A 15,434-nucleotide genomic window follows, 5' to 3' on the forward strand; every position below is an offset into this window, starting at 1 on the left:
AATGTTATGTATTCACCAAATAAAAATATTCGGTATCAACAAACTTGGCACACTATTGAGTTCTCAAACAACAAACACTCTCGACACCACAACCACCAATCCTTCGATGACTGCTTCGCTCCGGAGCAACTTTTCCAACTTACCAGACTTCCTGATCCGATCAAAATCGGCGGAAAACCTTCAGTGAAAAGTGATTGGCTGCCGGGTAAACAATCGGTAGATTCCGTGTTGTTTCCGTTCCGGCAACAGATAAAAACTATACACAGGTTCTTGGGCACTTACAAATCGAGGGGCCGCGTTCTAGGTCACATTCATTTCGCTGTTCTAGTCTGGGCTCATGAGCGACCTGCAAAGACTCCTTGGATACCGTGAACCCATCTTCAATGCATCTATGGCTGGCGCGGCTGGCGGCGCCTTGGCTGCAGCTGTTTCCCACGCGGGAGGTGTAGGGATGATCGGTTCGCCTGCAACTCCCACAGCTGACTGGATTGAACAGCAAACGCAATTCGTTGAATCCCTGAGTACTCCATGGGGCGTCGGCTTCATGGCCTGGGCGTTGGAAACGGATCTCTCCCCGCTAGAGGCCTTCTTGGAGTTCGGGCCCTCGTTGGTGACCTTGAGCTTCGGCGATGTCACCCGGGCCGCGGCGGTAGCCCATGAGGCTGGAGTTCTGACCGCCATGCAGGTAGGCAATGCGGCAGATCTGGAACGCGCGATGGCTGATGACATCGACATCATCATTGCCCGTGGCGCAGAAGGTGGCGGACATGGCCGCAATGAAGCCGGAACTCTGCCGCTGCTGCAGCTGGCAACCGCCCAGCACCAGAAGCCTGTGGTGGCGGCCGGAGGCATCGGCACTGCGCGAGGTATCGCCGCGGTGCTGTCAGCTGGCGCGGAAGCTGCCTGGATCGGGACCCGTTTCCTCTCGGCAGCAGAGTCCAGCGGGCACGGGAACATGAAGAGCGCAGCACGCAATGCGGGCCTGGATGACACTATCTATACCCGCGCCTTCGATCTCGCCCAGCAATTGCCATGGGCGCCCGAGTTCGGCGGACGGGCGCTGCGCAATGAGTTCAGCGACAAGCACGCGGATCTTTCCAGCTGGGAGCCGAACGATGCGCTGCGCGAGCAGATGGATCAGGCCCGCTCCGAAGCGCTGACGGACATAGCCCCGGTCTATGCCGGTGAGGCAGTGCAGTTCGTTGGCGCCGAGCAGCCCGCCGCCGAAATCATGCAGGAGCTGTGCGGCTTCCGCCAGGTCCTCGGGCAGGCTGCTCGACGATTTGCCTAGATCGGCTGGTTGTCGATCAGACGGACGTTGCCCACCTTCGCCGCGACAAGGATCAAGCCCTCGCCGGTGAAGGGGGTGTCCTGGCAGTTGAATGCCAGTTCCTGCAGGGTATCCGGGTCAACGACGGCGAAGTAGTCCAGCTCCACCAGCGGGGCCATCTGGTACATGGCGATGGCATCCTCGATGTACAGCGGTTCATTGCGTGCCGCACGGTCGGCAACCAGCTGGATCGAACGGTGCAGCACCAAGGCTGCTTCCTTCTCTTCCTCGCTGAGCAATGCATTGCGGCTGGAAAGCGCCAGGCCTTTCGGGCTGCGCACGATCGGCACCGCACGCAGTTCTACCGGATAGTCCAGGTCGGCAACCATGCGGCGGATCAGCATCAGCTGCTGGGCATCCTTCTGGCCGAAGTAGGCGCGGTATTCGCCCCGACGCGGGTCGGTCAAGTGCAGCAGCTTGGCGACTACGGCCAGCATGCCATCGAAGTGGCCTGGACGCGAGGCGCCTTCATACATTTCGCCCAGCGCGCCGGAGCTCAACTTCACCAGCGGAAGGCCGGCATGGTAGATCTCGGAAGCGTCCGGGGCAAAGACAAGATCAACGCCGGCGGCCGCGGCCAGCTTCACATCAGCGTCGAGCTGGCGCGGATAGTTGGCGTAGTCGCTGGCATCGTTGAACTGCAGCTCATTGACGAATACGGAGATGACTACCAGTTCGTTTTCTGCGCGGGCGGCCTTGAACAGCGAAGCATGTCCGCGGTGCAGGGCTCCCATAGTGGGCACGAAGCCCAGCGATCCCGGGTTAGCTGCGGCAATAGCAGCCTTCAGCTCGGCACGGGTCTTTACAATCTTCGGGGTTTTCACGCTTCTATTCTAGAACTCGCAGAAGCTCTTCCAGCGTGCCTTGGGAGATCAGTCCGCGTTCTGCGGCGCGTAGCGCGGTAGCGCGCGAGAGGCTCCGATAGGAATTGTTGGTTTCCGCCGGGGCGTCGGCCAGCGCCTGCAGGTGCGCGGTGACCGTTCCGCTATCGCCTCGTGCTACCGGGCCGGTCAGTGCGCCCGCGCCGGAACGCAGGGCATTATCCAGGCTCGCGTACATCAGGGCGCGCAGGGTATTGGATGGTTCTTCCACGCCGATCCGGCGCAGGATGTCCGCCGATTGCGCCGTGATGGTGTTCAGGTGGTTTGCCGCATGGGCCAGGGCCGCGTGGTAGCTGGCACGATCCTGCTCGGCGATCACCACCGGCTCCCCGCGCATTTCCACCACCAGCGCCTGGGCTACCGGGAGGATGGCCTCGTCCGCGGTGACCGCGAAGACGCAGTCGGTCAGGCGCTGGAGGTCCATGCTCATGCCGGTGAAGGTCATGGCCGGGTGGATTGCCAGTCCAAAGGCGCCAGCATCCAAGGCCGGTTGCAGGATCGAGGTGCCGTACCGCCCGGCGGTGTGCGCGATCAACTGCCCGGCGGCGATATGGCCGCCCGCTGCCAGTCCGGACACCAGTTCGCCGAGCACGTCGTCGGGTACCGCAAAGAGCACCAGTTCGCTGCGGCGCAGGATTTCTGCTGGGTCCAGCAGTTCCACGCCGGGCAGCAAGGCGTCGGCGCGATCGCGCGAATCCTCCGAGACGGCGTGGATTCCGGTGATCCGGTGTCCACTGGCTGCCAGCGCCGCACCAAGCACGGTGCCTACCTTGCCGGCGGAGATGATGCCGATTCCCAAGCGTGGTGCGTCCACTTCTACCTTTCAACCAGGCGCCGGGTTTGCGCCCGAATAAATTCTGCTGCGGTGTCCGCATCAATCTGATGCAGGTATCCGATGATGTTTCCGCCGGCACAGTGCAAGCGGACACCGGCCAGTTTACGTCCTTGCTCCCACGGCCCCTGGCCCCAGCTCATGCCCTGCACCCGGTTATGCGGCACGAAGCTGGCCTGCCGGGCCAGCCAGCCATACCGGGAAATCACCGTGGTGCCGGTCGCCAGGAACGCCTGGTGCTTCCATGCCCCGGGCGATAGCGGCTTGGCGCGTTCCGGGGAGCCGGTGAAACCGTGTTCGCATCCGGTGCTCACCGCGGTGGCCAGCACCTCGCGCTGGTTGGCGACGCCGAGATCCGGCAGCAGGATCCCCATGATCCGGGCGACCGACTCGAAGTCGCCCACCGGGAGCACCTGCAGGTTATCCGCGTCATCGCTCTTGGTGCCCAGCACGTTGACTTCCACCTTGTACCAGCCCAGCATCCGCCAGAAGAAGGGTGCCGTCACCGAAATGGCCTGGACGCGGCCGGCAGGAATGGAGTGCTGGCGGGTGTCAGCCAGCCCGTAGCTGATGCGCATGCCGGTGTCCGAGGCGCTGGCGGTGAAGTTCCAGCCCTGGTTCAGCTGCTTGTAGTAGAAGCTGCCGAAGGCCAAGGCCGCGGGGACCAGGGCCGCGATGATTCCGTCGACCCCGGCAAGCCAAAGCACCAGCATCGCCAGGCATGCGAGCACCCCGAACATCACCGGCAATTGCAGGAACATGGAGCCAATCAGGCGCCCAATGGGCACGTTGGCCATCAGCGGCAATGCGTCCGCGGCGGCCTGCGGCTGGGCTGCCGCGCGATCCGCCGCGTCGTGGGAGCCGCTTTCTTGGGCAGCGGCAGGTTCTTCGCCGCGGGCCCGCTCCAGGATGACCACGCGCAGCGCGTGGGCATCGGCCTTGCGCAGGAAGGAAAGGCGCAGCACCGACTCGGAGGAATCGGCCACGTCAAAGCGCAGTTCGGCGAGACCCAGCAGCCGGGCTACCAGTGGCTGGGCAATGTCTATGCCTTGCACCTTGTCGATGCGCGCCTGCTTCTGGCTGCGGAATAGCATCCCGGAATTCACGTACACGTGGGTGCTGGTGAGCTTATAGCGGGTGAAGTACCAGGAAAGGAAGTAGAAGATGAGCACCACGGCCAGTGCGATGCCGGCGCCCGCGACGGTCCACATCAGCCTGGTGCCGGAGAAGCGCTCCGCCCAGGACAGGTCGTCGGTGTTCTGCCAGTAGATGTAGCCCAGGCCGATGATGGCCAGCCAGCCGTGGACGAACGGGCTGGCTGGATGCACCCGCTGCCATGGCTCGGCACTGTCTCCGGTGGCCAGTTCTTCGGCCTGGCTCATAGCATTTTCTCTTCGCCGGCGGCCACAAGCCGTTCGCGCAGGGCCTGCCCTTCGCCCTCGGGCAACCCGTAGACGTGCGCGGTGGCAGCGCTGCCGGCGGTGTTCAGCGTTAGCTGGCATAGCCCATAGCGGCGCTCCAGCGGCCCGCTGTTGACCTCGACGTATTGCATGCGGCCGTAGGGAATGACCACCTGCTTGCGCCACATCACCCCGGAGCGGACGATGAAGTCTTCTTCGCGTTCGAGATAGCCCAGTGCGGCGACCTGGCGGCGGATGATGCGCAATGCCGGCAACGCGATAGCCAGCACCAGCAGGACCGGGGAAATCACCAGCCACAGCGGGACGCCGACGCCGGTGACTGCCAGCACGGCAGGGACCAGGGCCGCCAGCAGGAACAGGCCCCAGGTGATCACCCAAGTGGTGAACTTGACCTTGGCGTAGTCCCGGTGGGCTGGGGTGAAGTTATTCGGTGACCACGGAGTCGCTGTTGCCATCGGTATCCTCTGGAGGTAGTTTGCACAGTTGCTGAACAATATACCCAATAATCACCATGAGGACACCAGCACCAGTCAGCACTAGGCCGCGGGTCAGGGTGGGGGTGATCCCAGTGGCCGCCCAGAGGGTGATGATGGCCGGAACATGCCAACCGGCAATCACCGCACCAGCATACGCCGAGGCCTGGGCCAGAACCAGGGTACGAGCTGCGGCGATCGGCTCGAAGTCCGATTTGCCCAAGGTGGAGCGCTTCACGCGGATCCCCAGGAACAGGATCACCGCGCAGACTGCGCCCAGCGAGTACAGGGCGGAGTAGTCCAGCACCGGCGCGTACCTGCCTGCCGCGGTGAGCAGGCGCAACGCGATCCAGCCGGCCACGGCCCCGAGCCCGGCGCACCAGAGCAGCCAGCGCAGCTTCAGCTTGGCCATAGCCGTATGATGTCCTTCGTATCGGCAGCTTCGGCGGCCAAACGGGAAACCAGTTGCCCGTTCAGCACCGCGTCCGGATCCATCCAGCTCCACGGGGCCAGCACGAAGCCGCGGATCGCGGCGCGCGGATGAGGCAGGGTCAGCCGCTCATCATCCAGGTTCAGCTGGTCGTAGGCGATCAGGTCCAGATCCAGGGTGCGCGCTTCCCAGCGCACCTCGCGGGTGCGGTGGTGCTTGGCTTCTATCCACTGGCACAGATCCAGCAGCTCATGCGGGGCCAGCCGGGTACGCACCTGGACGACCTGGTTGGTGTAATCGGGCTGTTCCGGCGGACCGCCTACCGGCTTGGTGATGGCCAGCGGGGAAACCTTGAGCAGCTCGACTTCTGCGCCGAGGTCCTGCACCGCGGCGGCCAGGGTAGCCTGCGGATCACCCAGGTTGGCGCCCAACGCGATGATCGCGGTGTGCTGCTTCTGGTGCCGCGTCAGCGAGATGGTGACATCGGTGAACGGTACCGGGATTGGAGCCTGCGGCTTGTGCACCACCACGTCGATGGTGAACACGCCCGGGTAGGCGGCGAGGATCGCCTCGGCGATTTCGCTGCCCAGCTTCTCGATCAGGTCCCACGGGCCGGCCTGGATCTGCTGGACTACCAGCTCGCTGACTTCGCCGTAGTGCACCGTGTCAAGAACATTGTCGCTGGCTGCCGCACGTGAGATATCCACGTGCAGCACCACGTCAATGATGAATTCCTGGCCGTCGCGCTTCTCATGGTCGAAAACGCCATGGTAGCCGGTGGCCGAAATTCCGTAGATGCTAATGCGATCCATAGGCCTGCACGACTTCAATGGCGTCGCGGTTGCCGGTGACATCGTGCACGCGCACTGCCCAGACCTTGTCGCGGGCGCCCAGCACGGTGGTCGCTGCGGTCGCGGAATCGCGTTCCATCGGCGCGCGGCTCGTGGAACCCTCGGCCAGCAGTTCGCCCAGGAAGCGCTTCCGGCTGGTGCCGATCAGCACCCGGTGGCCCAGCTCCTCGATGGCAGGGACGTTGGCCAGCAGCGCCCAATTGTGCTGCGCATCCTTGGCGAAGCCCAGTCCCGGATCGATGATGATCTGCTCCGGGGCCACGCCCTTGGCGACGAATTCATCGCGCAGCATGCGCAATTCGCCGATGACCTCGGTGACCACGTCCTGGTAGTTGGCCTCGGAGACCATGTCCTGCGCGGTGCCGCGGCGGTGCATCAATACGTAGGGGACGCCGGTTTCCGCGATCAGCTCCGGCATGCCCGGCTCATAGGTCAGGCCGGAAACGTCGTTGATGAGGTGCGCGCCGGCGGCGATGGCCGCGCGGGCGGTGGAGACATGCATGGTGTCCACGGAGATCACCGCGCCGGCCTTCACCAGGGCTTCGATGACCGGGATGATGCGCTCGCGCTCCAGGGCAGGATCCACGTTCGTGGCGCCCGGGCGGGTGGATTCGCCGCCCACGTCGATGATGTCGGCACCCGAGTACAGCAGCTTCAGGCCCTGGTCGATCGCGGCATCGGCGGACAGGTACTTCCCGCCATCCGAGAAGGAGTCCTCGGTGACGTTCAGGATGCCCATGACTAGGGTGCGGCCGGTTGGCAGGTCGGCCATGGTCTTCTTGCTGGACTTGCGGATCACCGGCAATGGGCTGGTGTTCGGGCCGGTGCCCGGGATCGCTCCAAGCGACATGGGGGTTCCTACTTTCCGAGGATCAGGCTCATGGCTTCGGCACGGGTGGCGGTTTCCCGCAGCTGCCCGCGCACCGCACTGGTCACGGTCTTCGCGCCGGGCTTCTGCACCCCGCGCATGGACATGCACATGTGCTCGCATTCAACGACGACGATCGCACCGGAGGGGTTCAGGTGCTCCACGAGGGCATCGACGATCTGGGTGGTCAGGCGCTCCTGGACCTGCGGGCGGCGGGCGTACACCTCGACCAGCCGGGCCAGCTTGGACAGGCCGGTGACCTTGCCGCCCTTGCCCGGGATGTAGCCGATATGCGCCGAACCGTAGAAGGGCACCAGGTGGTGCTCGCAGGTCGAGTAGAACGGGATGTCCTTGACCAGCACCATCTCATCGTGCTCGATGTCGAAGGTGGTGGACAAGTGGTCTGCCGCTTTCTGGTGCAAGCCGGCGAAGAACTCCGCATAGGCCTTGGCCACCCGCTTCGGGGTGTCTACCAGGCCGTCGCGGTCGGGATCCTCGCCAATGGCTTCCAGGATCTCGCGCACGGCTGCCGCGATCCGCGGCTGATCAATCTCTTGTAGTTCACTCACGCTTCGATCCTAGTCGGTCGAGGAAGCTGCGCGCTCCTTGGGGCTTAATATCGGGCCCTCTTGGTGCACCGGACGGGCCTCGTTGCTCAGCCAGACTTCGCGCTTGTCGCGCTTCACCAGGTCGGAGAAGATCTCGGCGATCTCCTTCTGGTTCAGCGTCTCGCGCTCCAGCAGCGCCAGGGCCAGGCGGTCGAGCACATGGCGGTTGGCCATCAGCGCCTGGTAGGCGTCGTTGTGCGCCTGCTCGATCAGCTCGCGCACTTCCTGGTCCACCAGGTGGGCCATTTCGTCGGAGAAGTCGCGGGAGGCGGTGCCCATGCCCTGCTCGGCAGCCGAGCCGGCCAGGCGCACGGCGCCCACCTTCTCGCTCATGCCGTATTCGGTGACCATCTTGCGCGCGGTGGCGGTGGCCTTCTCGATGTCGTTGCTGGCACCGGTGGACGGATCGTGGAAGACGATCTCCTCGGCGACGCGCCCGCCCATGGCGTAGGCCATCTGGTCCAGCAGCTCGTTGCGGGTGACCGAGTACTTGTCGGATTCGGGAACCACCATGGTGTAGCCCAGCGCGCGGCCGCGCGGCAGGATGGTGATCTTGGTGACCGGTGCGGTCTGGTTCATGGCCGCGGCCACCAGCGCGTGGCCGCCCTCGTGGTAGGCGGTGACCTTGCGCTCGTGCTCGTCCATCAGGCGGGTGCGCTTCTGCGGGCCGGCCATGACGCGGTCAATGGCCTCGTCCAGGGCGCGGTCGTCGATCAGGTTAGCGTTGGAGCGGGCGGTGAGCAGCGCGGCCTCGTTGAGCACGTTGGCCAAGTCGGCACCGGTGTAGCCCGGGGTCTTCTTCGCGACGGCGTTCAGGTCCACGGTGGCATCCATCGGCTTGCCCTTCACGTGCACGGCCAGGATCTGCTCGCGGCCCTTCAGATCCGGTGCCTCCACCGGGATCTGGCGGTCGAAGCGGCCCGGGCGCAGCAGCGCCGGGTCCAGCACGTCGGGGCGGTTGGTCGCGGCAATCAGGATGACGTTGGTGGTGGCGTCGAAGCCGTCCATCTCCACCAGCAGCTGGTTCAGGGTCTGCTCGCGCTCATCGTTGCCGCCGCCGATGCCGGCGCCGCGATGGCGGCCGACGGCGTCGATTTCGTCAACGAAGATGATCGCCGGGGAGTTGGTCTTTGCCTGCTCGAACAAGTCGCGCACGCGCGAGGCGCCCACGCCGACGAACATCTCCACGAAGTCCGAACCGGAGATCGAGTAGAACGGTACCGCCGCCTCGCCGGCTACGGCCTTGGCCAGCAGGGTCTTGCCGGTGCCCGGAGGGCCGTAGAGCAGCACGCCCTTGGGGATCTTCGCGCCCAGGGCCTGGAATTTGGCTGGTTCCTGCAGGAATTCCTTGATTTCGTGGAGTTCCTCCACGGCCTCGTCGGCGCCGGCGACATCCTTGAAGGTCACCTGCGGCATGTCCTTGGTGATCAGCTTCGCCTTGGACTTGCCGAACTGCATGACCTTGGAGCCGCCGCCTTGGGAGCGGGCGAGGATGAACCAGAAGATGCCGGCGATCAGCAGGAACGGGATGATGATCCCGAGCATCGACAGCAGCCAGTTGCTTTCCACCGGCTGGTCGGTGAACTTGCCCAGGTTGGCCTTGTTGATCTCATCGACCACCAGTTCGGCACGGGCGGTGGAGTAGTAGAAGCTCACCGAGGTGCCCTTGTCCACGCCATCGACCTTCAGCGAGTCGCGCAGCTTCAGATCCACGCGCTGGTCGCCGTCGAACATCTTCGCTTCGGTGACATTGCCGCTGGTGAGCTGGTGCAGGCCTACGGAAGTGTCCACCTTGGCCGAGTTATTGCCGAAGACCATCGGCAGGAACAACACCACGGCGACTACGCCGACCAGGACCCAAATGATCCAGCTGTTAAAAAGCTTCTTCGTTTTCATTGATCCGACAGGCCCCGCGCCTGGCGCATCCCCCTCACGCACTGCTCTGGCGTCCGGGTCACGCCACCTTCGATATTTCTCAACGCCCCATTGGCGAGAAAAGTTCCCTACTGGTAAATATGCGGGGCCAAGGTGCCCACGCAATCAAGGTTGCGGTACTTTTCCGCGAAGTCCAGGCCGTAGCCCACCACGAATTCGTTCGGGATGTCCATGCCGACGTACTTGACGTCGATTTTTACCTTGGCTGCTTCCGGCTTGCGCAGCAGGGTGCAGATTTCCACCGAGGCCGGGCCGCGGGATTCCAGGTTGGACTTCAGCCAGGACAAGGTCAGGCCGGAATCTATGATGTCCTCGACGATCAGCACGTGCTTGCCCATGAGGTCGGAATCCAGGTCCTTGAGGATGCGCACCACACCGGAGGACTGGGTACCCGAACCGTAGGAGGACACTGCCATCCAGTCCATGGTCAGGTGGGAGTTCAGTGCGCGAACCAGGTCAGCCATGATCATCACGGCGCCCTTGAGCACACCTACCACGAGGATGTCGCGGCCTTCGTAATCCTTGTCGATCTGCGCGGCAAGTTCTTCCACGCGGGCCTGGATTTCTTCCTTGGTGTACAGAACGTGCGCAAGATCGGCTTTGACTGCATTGGAATCCACGAGAATTCTCCTGATTCTAGAGGTGTGGTACTTACCTAGAGTGCCACATTTAGCGGAAGGTTGTTTAGCCGGTTGTGGTGAAAACGATCACCGATTGCCGCCGGAAGGCGCTGATCCTGCCATCCAGCTGCACAGGACCAGCTGATTTGGACTTGGGGACGCCGAGCCCGGCCAGCGCGCACAGCGCCGCCGTTCGCTCATGGCCCACATTCCTGGCCCCGGCTTCCATGGCGGCCAGGCGTAATACTCGCGAGCTGATGGCCACCGGCAGCTTGGCCAGGTCCGGGATCGCCAACCCGTGCTCGTCCTTGGCCGCTTGGGCCCATTCGTCGAGGGCTTGGGCGTCGGCGGCGGCCAGGCTGGCGGTGCGCGCCAGGGCTTCGGGAACATGCTCGCCAAGTTCCTCGCGCAAGAAGGGCAGGATCCTATGGCGGATGAGGTTGCGCTTGTACCCGGTGTCCGCGTTGCTCGGATCTTCCCAGTAGCCAAGCCCCGCCTGCCGGCAGATTTCCTCGGTTTGCGCCCGGGACAGTTCCAGCAGGGGGCGCCGGTAGGCTCCGCGCCGGGCAGGGATGCCGGCCAGCGAGCGGGTTCCCGATCCGCGCAGCAGCCCCAGCAGCACCTGCTCGGCCTGGTCGTCGCGGGTGTGGGCGAGCATCAATGCCTGCGCGTTGAACTGCTGCAAGGCTGCTTCAAAGGCCTGGTACCTGGCCGTGCGGGCCGAAGCCTCGTCATCCGAGGTCTCGACCTGGAGCACCGCCACCGGGTCCAATCCCAGCTCGCGGCATTGCCCGGCGGCTCGTTCGGCCGCCTGGGCGCTGCCGGGCTGCAGGCCGTGATCGATAACCACGGCGCCGAAGGAAGCGGGCAGCGTCGCCGCGGCAATGGCCAGGGCTAGCGAGTCGGCACCGCCGGAAACCCCGATCAGGTTCAGCCCGGGCGCGCTGCTGGCACTGATGGCGGCGCGGGCAAGGTGAAGGGCGCGGCTCATCGGGTGCGGGCCAGCCAGCGTTCCGGGTCATCGAGTTCCCCGGCGCTCGGGAACATCTCGCGGGCGGTGAAGATTTCGTTGAAGCCCTCGTAGCCGATCGCGTCGACGATATGCCGCACGAATTTTGCCCCGCGTTTGTACTGCAGCGCCTTGGCATCCAATCCCAGCAGCTTGCCCAGCAGGATCGCCAGGGCCGAACGGTTCTCGCCACGGGCTTCGAAGCGGCGGCGGATGGTCTTGATGCTGCGGATCGAGGTGACATCGTTCATCACGACCATGGCGTGGCCTTCGAGCACCGACATGATGCTGGTCAGTTCGCTGACCTCGGACTTCATGGATTTCAGGCGTTCACCCAGTTCGCCCATGGAGTGGGTGGTGCCGGCCAGCGGCTCGAAGGCCTCGGCCAGGGTCTGCTTCATGACCCCGGGGATCCAGGCAGCGTGCTCGAATTGCAGGCGGTGGGTCTGCTCGTGGGTGGCGATCCACAGGTAGAAGTCGCGGGCGTTCACATTCAGCTCGCCGCGGATCTGGGTGATGGTCGGGGCGTTGAGCAGCAGGCGCGGGCCGACGAATGGGTCGAACTGGCCCAGCACCCGGGTGCCCAGCACCGAGAGCACCGCGCCAAGTTCTGCGCCGGCAATCAAGGGGACCACACCGGGGACGTCCTGGCGCGCTGCCGGGAGCAGGGCCGCGAAATTCTGGCTGACGGCCTTGGCCCAGCCGGACCGGTCCACCACCAGGGTCTGCGAGGGCGCGGAAGCAGCCAGCTTGGAAACCTTCTCGGCCTCCACCAGGCCTTCGCCGGCGGCGATGCGCAGTTCCTCGATGATCCGTGCGGCATCCTGGGCCTGGATCCCCGGCCCGGCGGGCATCAGGGTTTTCGCGGCCTTGGCCGCCAGCTTCCAATCGACGAACTGGTTCATTTGCTGCTCCTGCGGCGTTCAGCTCCGGCAGCCACAGCCACGGATGGCGGTGACAGCAGAGTCAATGGTTGGCTTGTGGGGTGCGAGTGTTCCGTTGGGCTGATCGGCATAGATCGAGAAGGCGAGCAGGCGCCCGTCTTCGGTCATGGCCATGCCCGTCAGCGTGGCCACGCCGGTGAGCGAGCCGGTCTTGGCGCGGACCAGGCCAAGTGTTCCGGCACCGCCCAGGCGGTTCATCAAGGTGCCGTTGTAGCCGGCGACCGGCAGCGAGTAGACGACCTCGCGCAATTCCGGCTTCTTGCTGGTGGCGGCCGAGCGCAGTACCGCGGTCAGCGCCGCGGGCGAAATCCGGTTCCTGGCAGCCAGGCCGCTGGTGTCCACGAGCGTGTGTCCAGCAGCCCCATGGGCCTGGGCCACAGCAGCGACGGCGGCCCCTGCCTGTTCCCCGGGCATCTGGCGGTCCAGCGCCACCAGGCGGCCCATGGATTCGGCAATGTAGTTATCCGAAACCAGCAGCATGTGCTTGATGACATCGCGCAGCGGTGCGGACTTCACTTCGGTGATCTGCTCGCCCCCCGCATAGGGGCCGCGGCCACCCTCATCCACCTTGACCCGCTCGCCCAGGGCTTGGGCGAAGACCTTGCGGACCTGCCCGGCCGGGTCGGACTGGTAGGCGGTGCTGGTGCTTTCCCCGGCACGCCCGGCGTAGTGCGCAATCGGGTAGACCTGGCCAATGTTATTGGAGGTGAACAGCGACTTGTCCCAGGCGGGGTTGCTGTGCGCATCGCCGAACAGCGAGTCGTCCAGCCACAGCTTGACCTCGCTGATGCCGCGCTTTTCAAGTTCTTCGGCGGTCTGCTTGGCCAGGGTTGCCAGTCCTGCATAGCCCTTGGGGTGCGCCGGGTCCGATTCCCCGTCGCCCAGCAGCACATCTCCCCCGCCGCGCAGGATCAATGTGCCGCCATCGAGCAGCACGCTGGTGGACAGCTGGGTGTCGCCGCCGAGGGCATCGAGGGCCGCGATGGCGGTGACTACCTTCAGGCTGGAGGCCGGGGTGCCATTTATTTCGGAGTTCCTGTCATACAGGACTGTGCCCGTGGCCACGTCGACCACCTGGGCGTTGAAGGACGTCCGGTCGGGCTTGTCCGCCAGGATGCCATCCAGCTTCGCGGCGAGGATCCCGGGGTCCGGTTGCGCGGCGTTGGGGTCCAGGTCCCGCACGGCGACTGGGGATTTATCGGCCAGCTGCGCGCTGGCCGGGGTGTAGAAAGCCTCGGGCTCTCCGGTGAAGAATCGCGGGGCCAGCAGCATCGCGGCAATCACTGCAACCATGGCAACAATCGCCACCCCCAGCGTAATAGCGCGTCGGGCGGCAGTGTTCATATGGTTACATTCCTCTCGCAGTTTTATCCATCAGGCGCAATGGGGCGATACCCTTATTAGCGGATATCCCTAAGACTAGTTTAGGAGTGTGCTTTTCATGAGCCACGACGTGACCATCGAGATCCCCACCGGATCGCGCGTCAAGTACGAGATCGACCACGAGACCCACCGCCTGCGCCTGGATCGCGTGCTGTTCACCTCGATGCAGTACCCAACCCACTACGGCTACTTCGACGATACTCTGGGCGAAGATGGCGATCCATTGGACGCCATGGTCTTCATCCCGGGTGTTGACCTGATCCCAGGTGTTGTTGTCGAAGCACGCCCAATTGGCGTATTCAACATGACCGACGATGGCGGTGGCGATGCCAAGCTGCTGTGCGTTCCTGCCGACAAGCGCTTTGACCACATCAAGGAACTTGAAGACATCGACGAATGGCTGATCAAGGAGATCGAGCACTTCTTCACCCGCTACAAGGACCTGGAACCAGGCAAGTGGGTCAAGGCCGAGGGTTGGGAAGGCCGCGAGGCTGCCGAAGCCGAGCTGGCTCGCTCCATCGAGCGTTTCAAGGCCTAGCCACTAGGCTCAAGCCGAACATGGCGGCGACCCCCGAATCGGGGTCGCCGCCATTGCTTTTGCTGCCGGTTCACTGCCGGAGACCCGGACTTGCCCGGCGCTAGGCTTCAGGCAGCATTCCGCTGAGCACATCTTCCTGCGCGGAAACTTCCAGGGTCTGCACGTCCTTGAGTTTCCGCTCCACCGCACGGGTCCGGGTACCGGCATCGCGCACCGTGTTCTGCGCCGTGGCCAGCTGCTTGCCCAGCTTGTCCCAGACATCTCCGTACTTGCGGAACTCTTCCTTGGCCGCCGAGAGCACCTGCCACACCTCACTGCTGCGCTTCTCAATGGCCAGTGTCCGGAAACCCATTTGCAAGGAGTTCAGCAGGCTCATCAGGGTGGTCGGCCCCGTGACCAGCACCCGGTGCTCGGCCTGCAGCTTGCTGGCCAGCCCCGGGCTGCGCACAACCTCGGCGAACAGCCCCTCGGTGGGCAAGTACATGATGGCGAAGTCGGTGCTGTACGGCGGGGCGATGTACTTGCTGGAGATCAGCTTGGCCTGCTCAAGGATCGCCCGGTCCAGCGCCTTGCCCGCAGCGGCGATGACGGCCTTGTCGCCGTGCTCCTGGGCATCGAGCAGGCGCTCGTAGTCCTCTTGCGGCAGCTTGGAGTCGATTGGCAGATAGATCGTTCCGGCATCCCGCCCGGGCAGGATCACCGCGAACTCCACGACCTCGCGGCTGCCGGGCACGACCGCCACGTTCTGCTCGTACTGCTCTGCGGTGAGGATGTCTTCCAGCTGGCGCGAAAGCTGCACTTCGCCCCATGAACCACGGCTCTTCACGTTGGTGAGCACGCGTTTCAGCCCGCCGACATCCTGGGCCAGGCTCTGCATTTCCCCCAGCCCCTTCTGCACCATTTCCAGCCGCTTGCTGACCAGTTCAAAGGATTCGCCCAGCCGCTTCTCCAAGGTCCCCTGGAGCTTCTCGTCCACCGTCTCGCGCATCTTCTCGAGTTTGGCTTCATTGCCCGAGCGCAGTTTCTCCATTTCCTGCTGGAGCAGCCCCTGGACCTGCAGATGGCGGTTCGCATTGGCTTCTGCCATCGCGGTCAGCTTGGCGTCGATCTCGGTACGCACTTCGCCCATCCCCTGGCGCAGTTCGGTGCGCTGGGTCCCCAGTTCCTGCCGGAGCTCCGCATTAGCAGCACGCACCGAGTCCTGGATCTGGGTGCCATCAGAGCCGGATGTCCTGCGCACCAGCAGCAAGGCAATACATGCCGTTGCCAGAATATTCAGGATGACGAGTACAAAAACCGCGATTACCATGA

The 15,434-nt window shown here is 64.2% G+C and carries 16 protein-coding genes; 2 read left to right on the plus strand and 14 right to left on the minus strand.

The window, feature by feature from the left end; genetic code table 11:
* The first annotated feature begins 337 nt into the window (after window positions 1–337).
* Entirely contained in the window at window positions 338–1,291 is a 954-nt protein-coding gene (locus ACIOTN_RS11430) for a nitronate monooxygenase family protein (protein ID WP_105662165.1), read from the plus strand.
* On the opposite strand, the gene panC is transcribed toward ACIOTN_RS11430, so the two are convergent.
* From panC to dacB, 13 genes are all read right to left on the minus strand, one after another.
* Window positions 1,288–2,154, minus strand: a complete 867-nt coding sequence (gene panC, locus ACIOTN_RS11435) for a pantoate--beta-alanine ligase (RefSeq protein WP_402735386.1) — start codon at window positions 2,152–2,154, stop codon at window positions 1,288–1,290. The genes ACIOTN_RS11430 and panC overlap by 4 nt on opposite strands.
* Before the next feature lie 4 nt (window positions 2,155–2,158).
* Window positions 2,159–3,025, minus strand: a complete 867-nt coding sequence (locus ACIOTN_RS11440) for a DUF2520 domain-containing protein (RefSeq protein WP_332595340.1) — start codon at window positions 3,023–3,025, stop codon at window positions 2,159–2,161.
* Window positions 3,026–3,027: 2 nt separating this feature from the next.
* Window positions 3,028–4,425 carry a PH domain-containing protein gene (locus tag ACIOTN_RS11445; protein ID WP_181148927.1) on the minus strand — a complete coding sequence of 466 codons (1,398 nt, stop codon included), beginning with the start codon at window positions 4,423–4,425 and terminating at the stop codon, window positions 3,028–3,030.
* Window positions 4,422–4,919, minus strand: a complete 498-nt coding sequence (locus ACIOTN_RS11450; RefSeq protein WP_388024664.1) for a PH domain-containing protein — start codon at window positions 4,917–4,919, stop codon at window positions 4,422–4,424. The genes ACIOTN_RS11445 and ACIOTN_RS11450 overlap by 4 nt, the downstream gene beginning before the upstream one ends.
* On the minus strand, window positions 4,888–5,349 hold the full coding sequence (locus ACIOTN_RS11455) for a DUF3180 domain-containing protein (protein ID WP_105658625.1): 462 nt from the start codon (window positions 5,347–5,349) through the stop codon (window positions 4,888–4,890). Before ACIOTN_RS11455 ends, ACIOTN_RS11450 begins: the two co-directional genes overlap by 32 nt.
* On the minus strand, window positions 5,337–6,179 hold the full coding sequence (gene folK, locus ACIOTN_RS11460) for a 2-amino-4-hydroxy-6-hydroxymethyldihydropteridine diphosphokinase (RefSeq protein ID WP_166650737.1): 843 nt from the start codon (window positions 6,177–6,179) through the stop codon (window positions 5,337–5,339). Before folK ends, ACIOTN_RS11455 begins: the two co-directional genes overlap by 13 nt.
* The gene (gene folP / locus ACIOTN_RS11465; protein WP_402735387.1) at window positions 6,166–7,068 is read right to left on the minus strand and encodes a dihydropteroate synthase; all 903 of its coding nucleotides are present in this window, start codon (window positions 7,066–7,068) and stop codon (window positions 6,166–6,168) included. Before folP ends, folK begins: the two co-directional genes overlap by 14 nt.
* A gap of 8 nt (window positions 7,069–7,076) precedes the next feature.
* A complete protein-coding gene (gene folE, locus ACIOTN_RS11470) occupies window positions 7,077–7,655 on the minus strand; it encodes a GTP cyclohydrolase I FolE (RefSeq protein ID WP_286134348.1) in 579 nt (192 codons plus the stop codon).
* Between the two features lie 9 nt (window positions 7,656–7,664).
* Window positions 7,665–9,590, minus strand: a complete 1,926-nt coding sequence (gene ftsH, locus ACIOTN_RS11475) for an ATP-dependent zinc metalloprotease FtsH (protein ID WP_105658628.1) — start codon at window positions 9,588–9,590, stop codon at window positions 7,665–7,667.
* A 107-nt stretch (window positions 9,591–9,697) separates the two neighbouring features.
* The gene (gene hpt / locus ACIOTN_RS11480) at window positions 9,698–10,249 is read right to left on the minus strand and encodes a hypoxanthine phosphoribosyltransferase (protein ID WP_402696974.1); all 552 of its coding nucleotides are present in this window, start codon (window positions 10,247–10,249) and stop codon (window positions 9,698–9,700) included.
* 64 nt (window positions 10,250–10,313) lie between these two features.
* Window positions 10,314–11,240 carry a tRNA lysidine(34) synthetase TilS gene (gene tilS, locus ACIOTN_RS11485; protein WP_286134349.1) on the minus strand — a complete coding sequence of 309 codons (927 nt, stop codon included), beginning with the start codon at window positions 11,238–11,240 and terminating at the stop codon, window positions 10,314–10,316.
* Window positions 11,237–12,163 carry a zinc-dependent metalloprotease gene (locus ACIOTN_RS11490; protein ID WP_105662169.1) on the minus strand — a complete coding sequence of 309 codons (927 nt, stop codon included), beginning with the start codon at window positions 12,161–12,163 and terminating at the stop codon, window positions 11,237–11,239. The genes tilS and ACIOTN_RS11490 overlap by 4 nt, the downstream gene beginning before the upstream one ends.
* An 18-nt stretch (window positions 12,164–12,181) precedes the next feature.
* Complete coding sequence (dacB, locus tag ACIOTN_RS11495; protein WP_105662170.1) at window positions 12,182–13,546, minus strand: D-alanyl-D-alanine carboxypeptidase/D-alanyl-D-alanine-endopeptidase; 1,365 nt, start codon at window positions 13,544–13,546, stop codon at window positions 12,182–12,184.
* A 97-nt stretch (window positions 13,547–13,643) separates the two neighbouring features.
* Here dacB and ACIOTN_RS11500 point away from each other — a divergent pair, with 97 nt between their 5' ends.
* The gene (locus tag ACIOTN_RS11500; RefSeq protein WP_105658632.1) at window positions 13,644–14,123 is read left to right on the plus strand and encodes an inorganic diphosphatase; all 480 of its coding nucleotides are present in this window, start codon (window positions 13,644–13,646) and stop codon (window positions 14,121–14,123) included.
* A gap of 100 nt (window positions 14,124–14,223) precedes the next feature.
* On the opposite strand, the gene ACIOTN_RS11505 is transcribed toward ACIOTN_RS11500, so the two are convergent.
* A complete protein-coding gene (locus ACIOTN_RS11505; protein ID WP_105662171.1) occupies window positions 14,224–15,432 on the minus strand; it encodes a DNA recombination protein RmuC in 1,209 nt (402 codons plus the stop codon).
* Window positions 15,433–15,434 lie beyond the last annotated feature (2 nt).

It is taken from the genome of Glutamicibacter sp. NPDC087661, from assembly GCF_044743275.1.
Lineage (GTDB): Bacteria > Actinomycetota > Actinomycetes > Actinomycetales > Micrococcaceae > Glutamicibacter.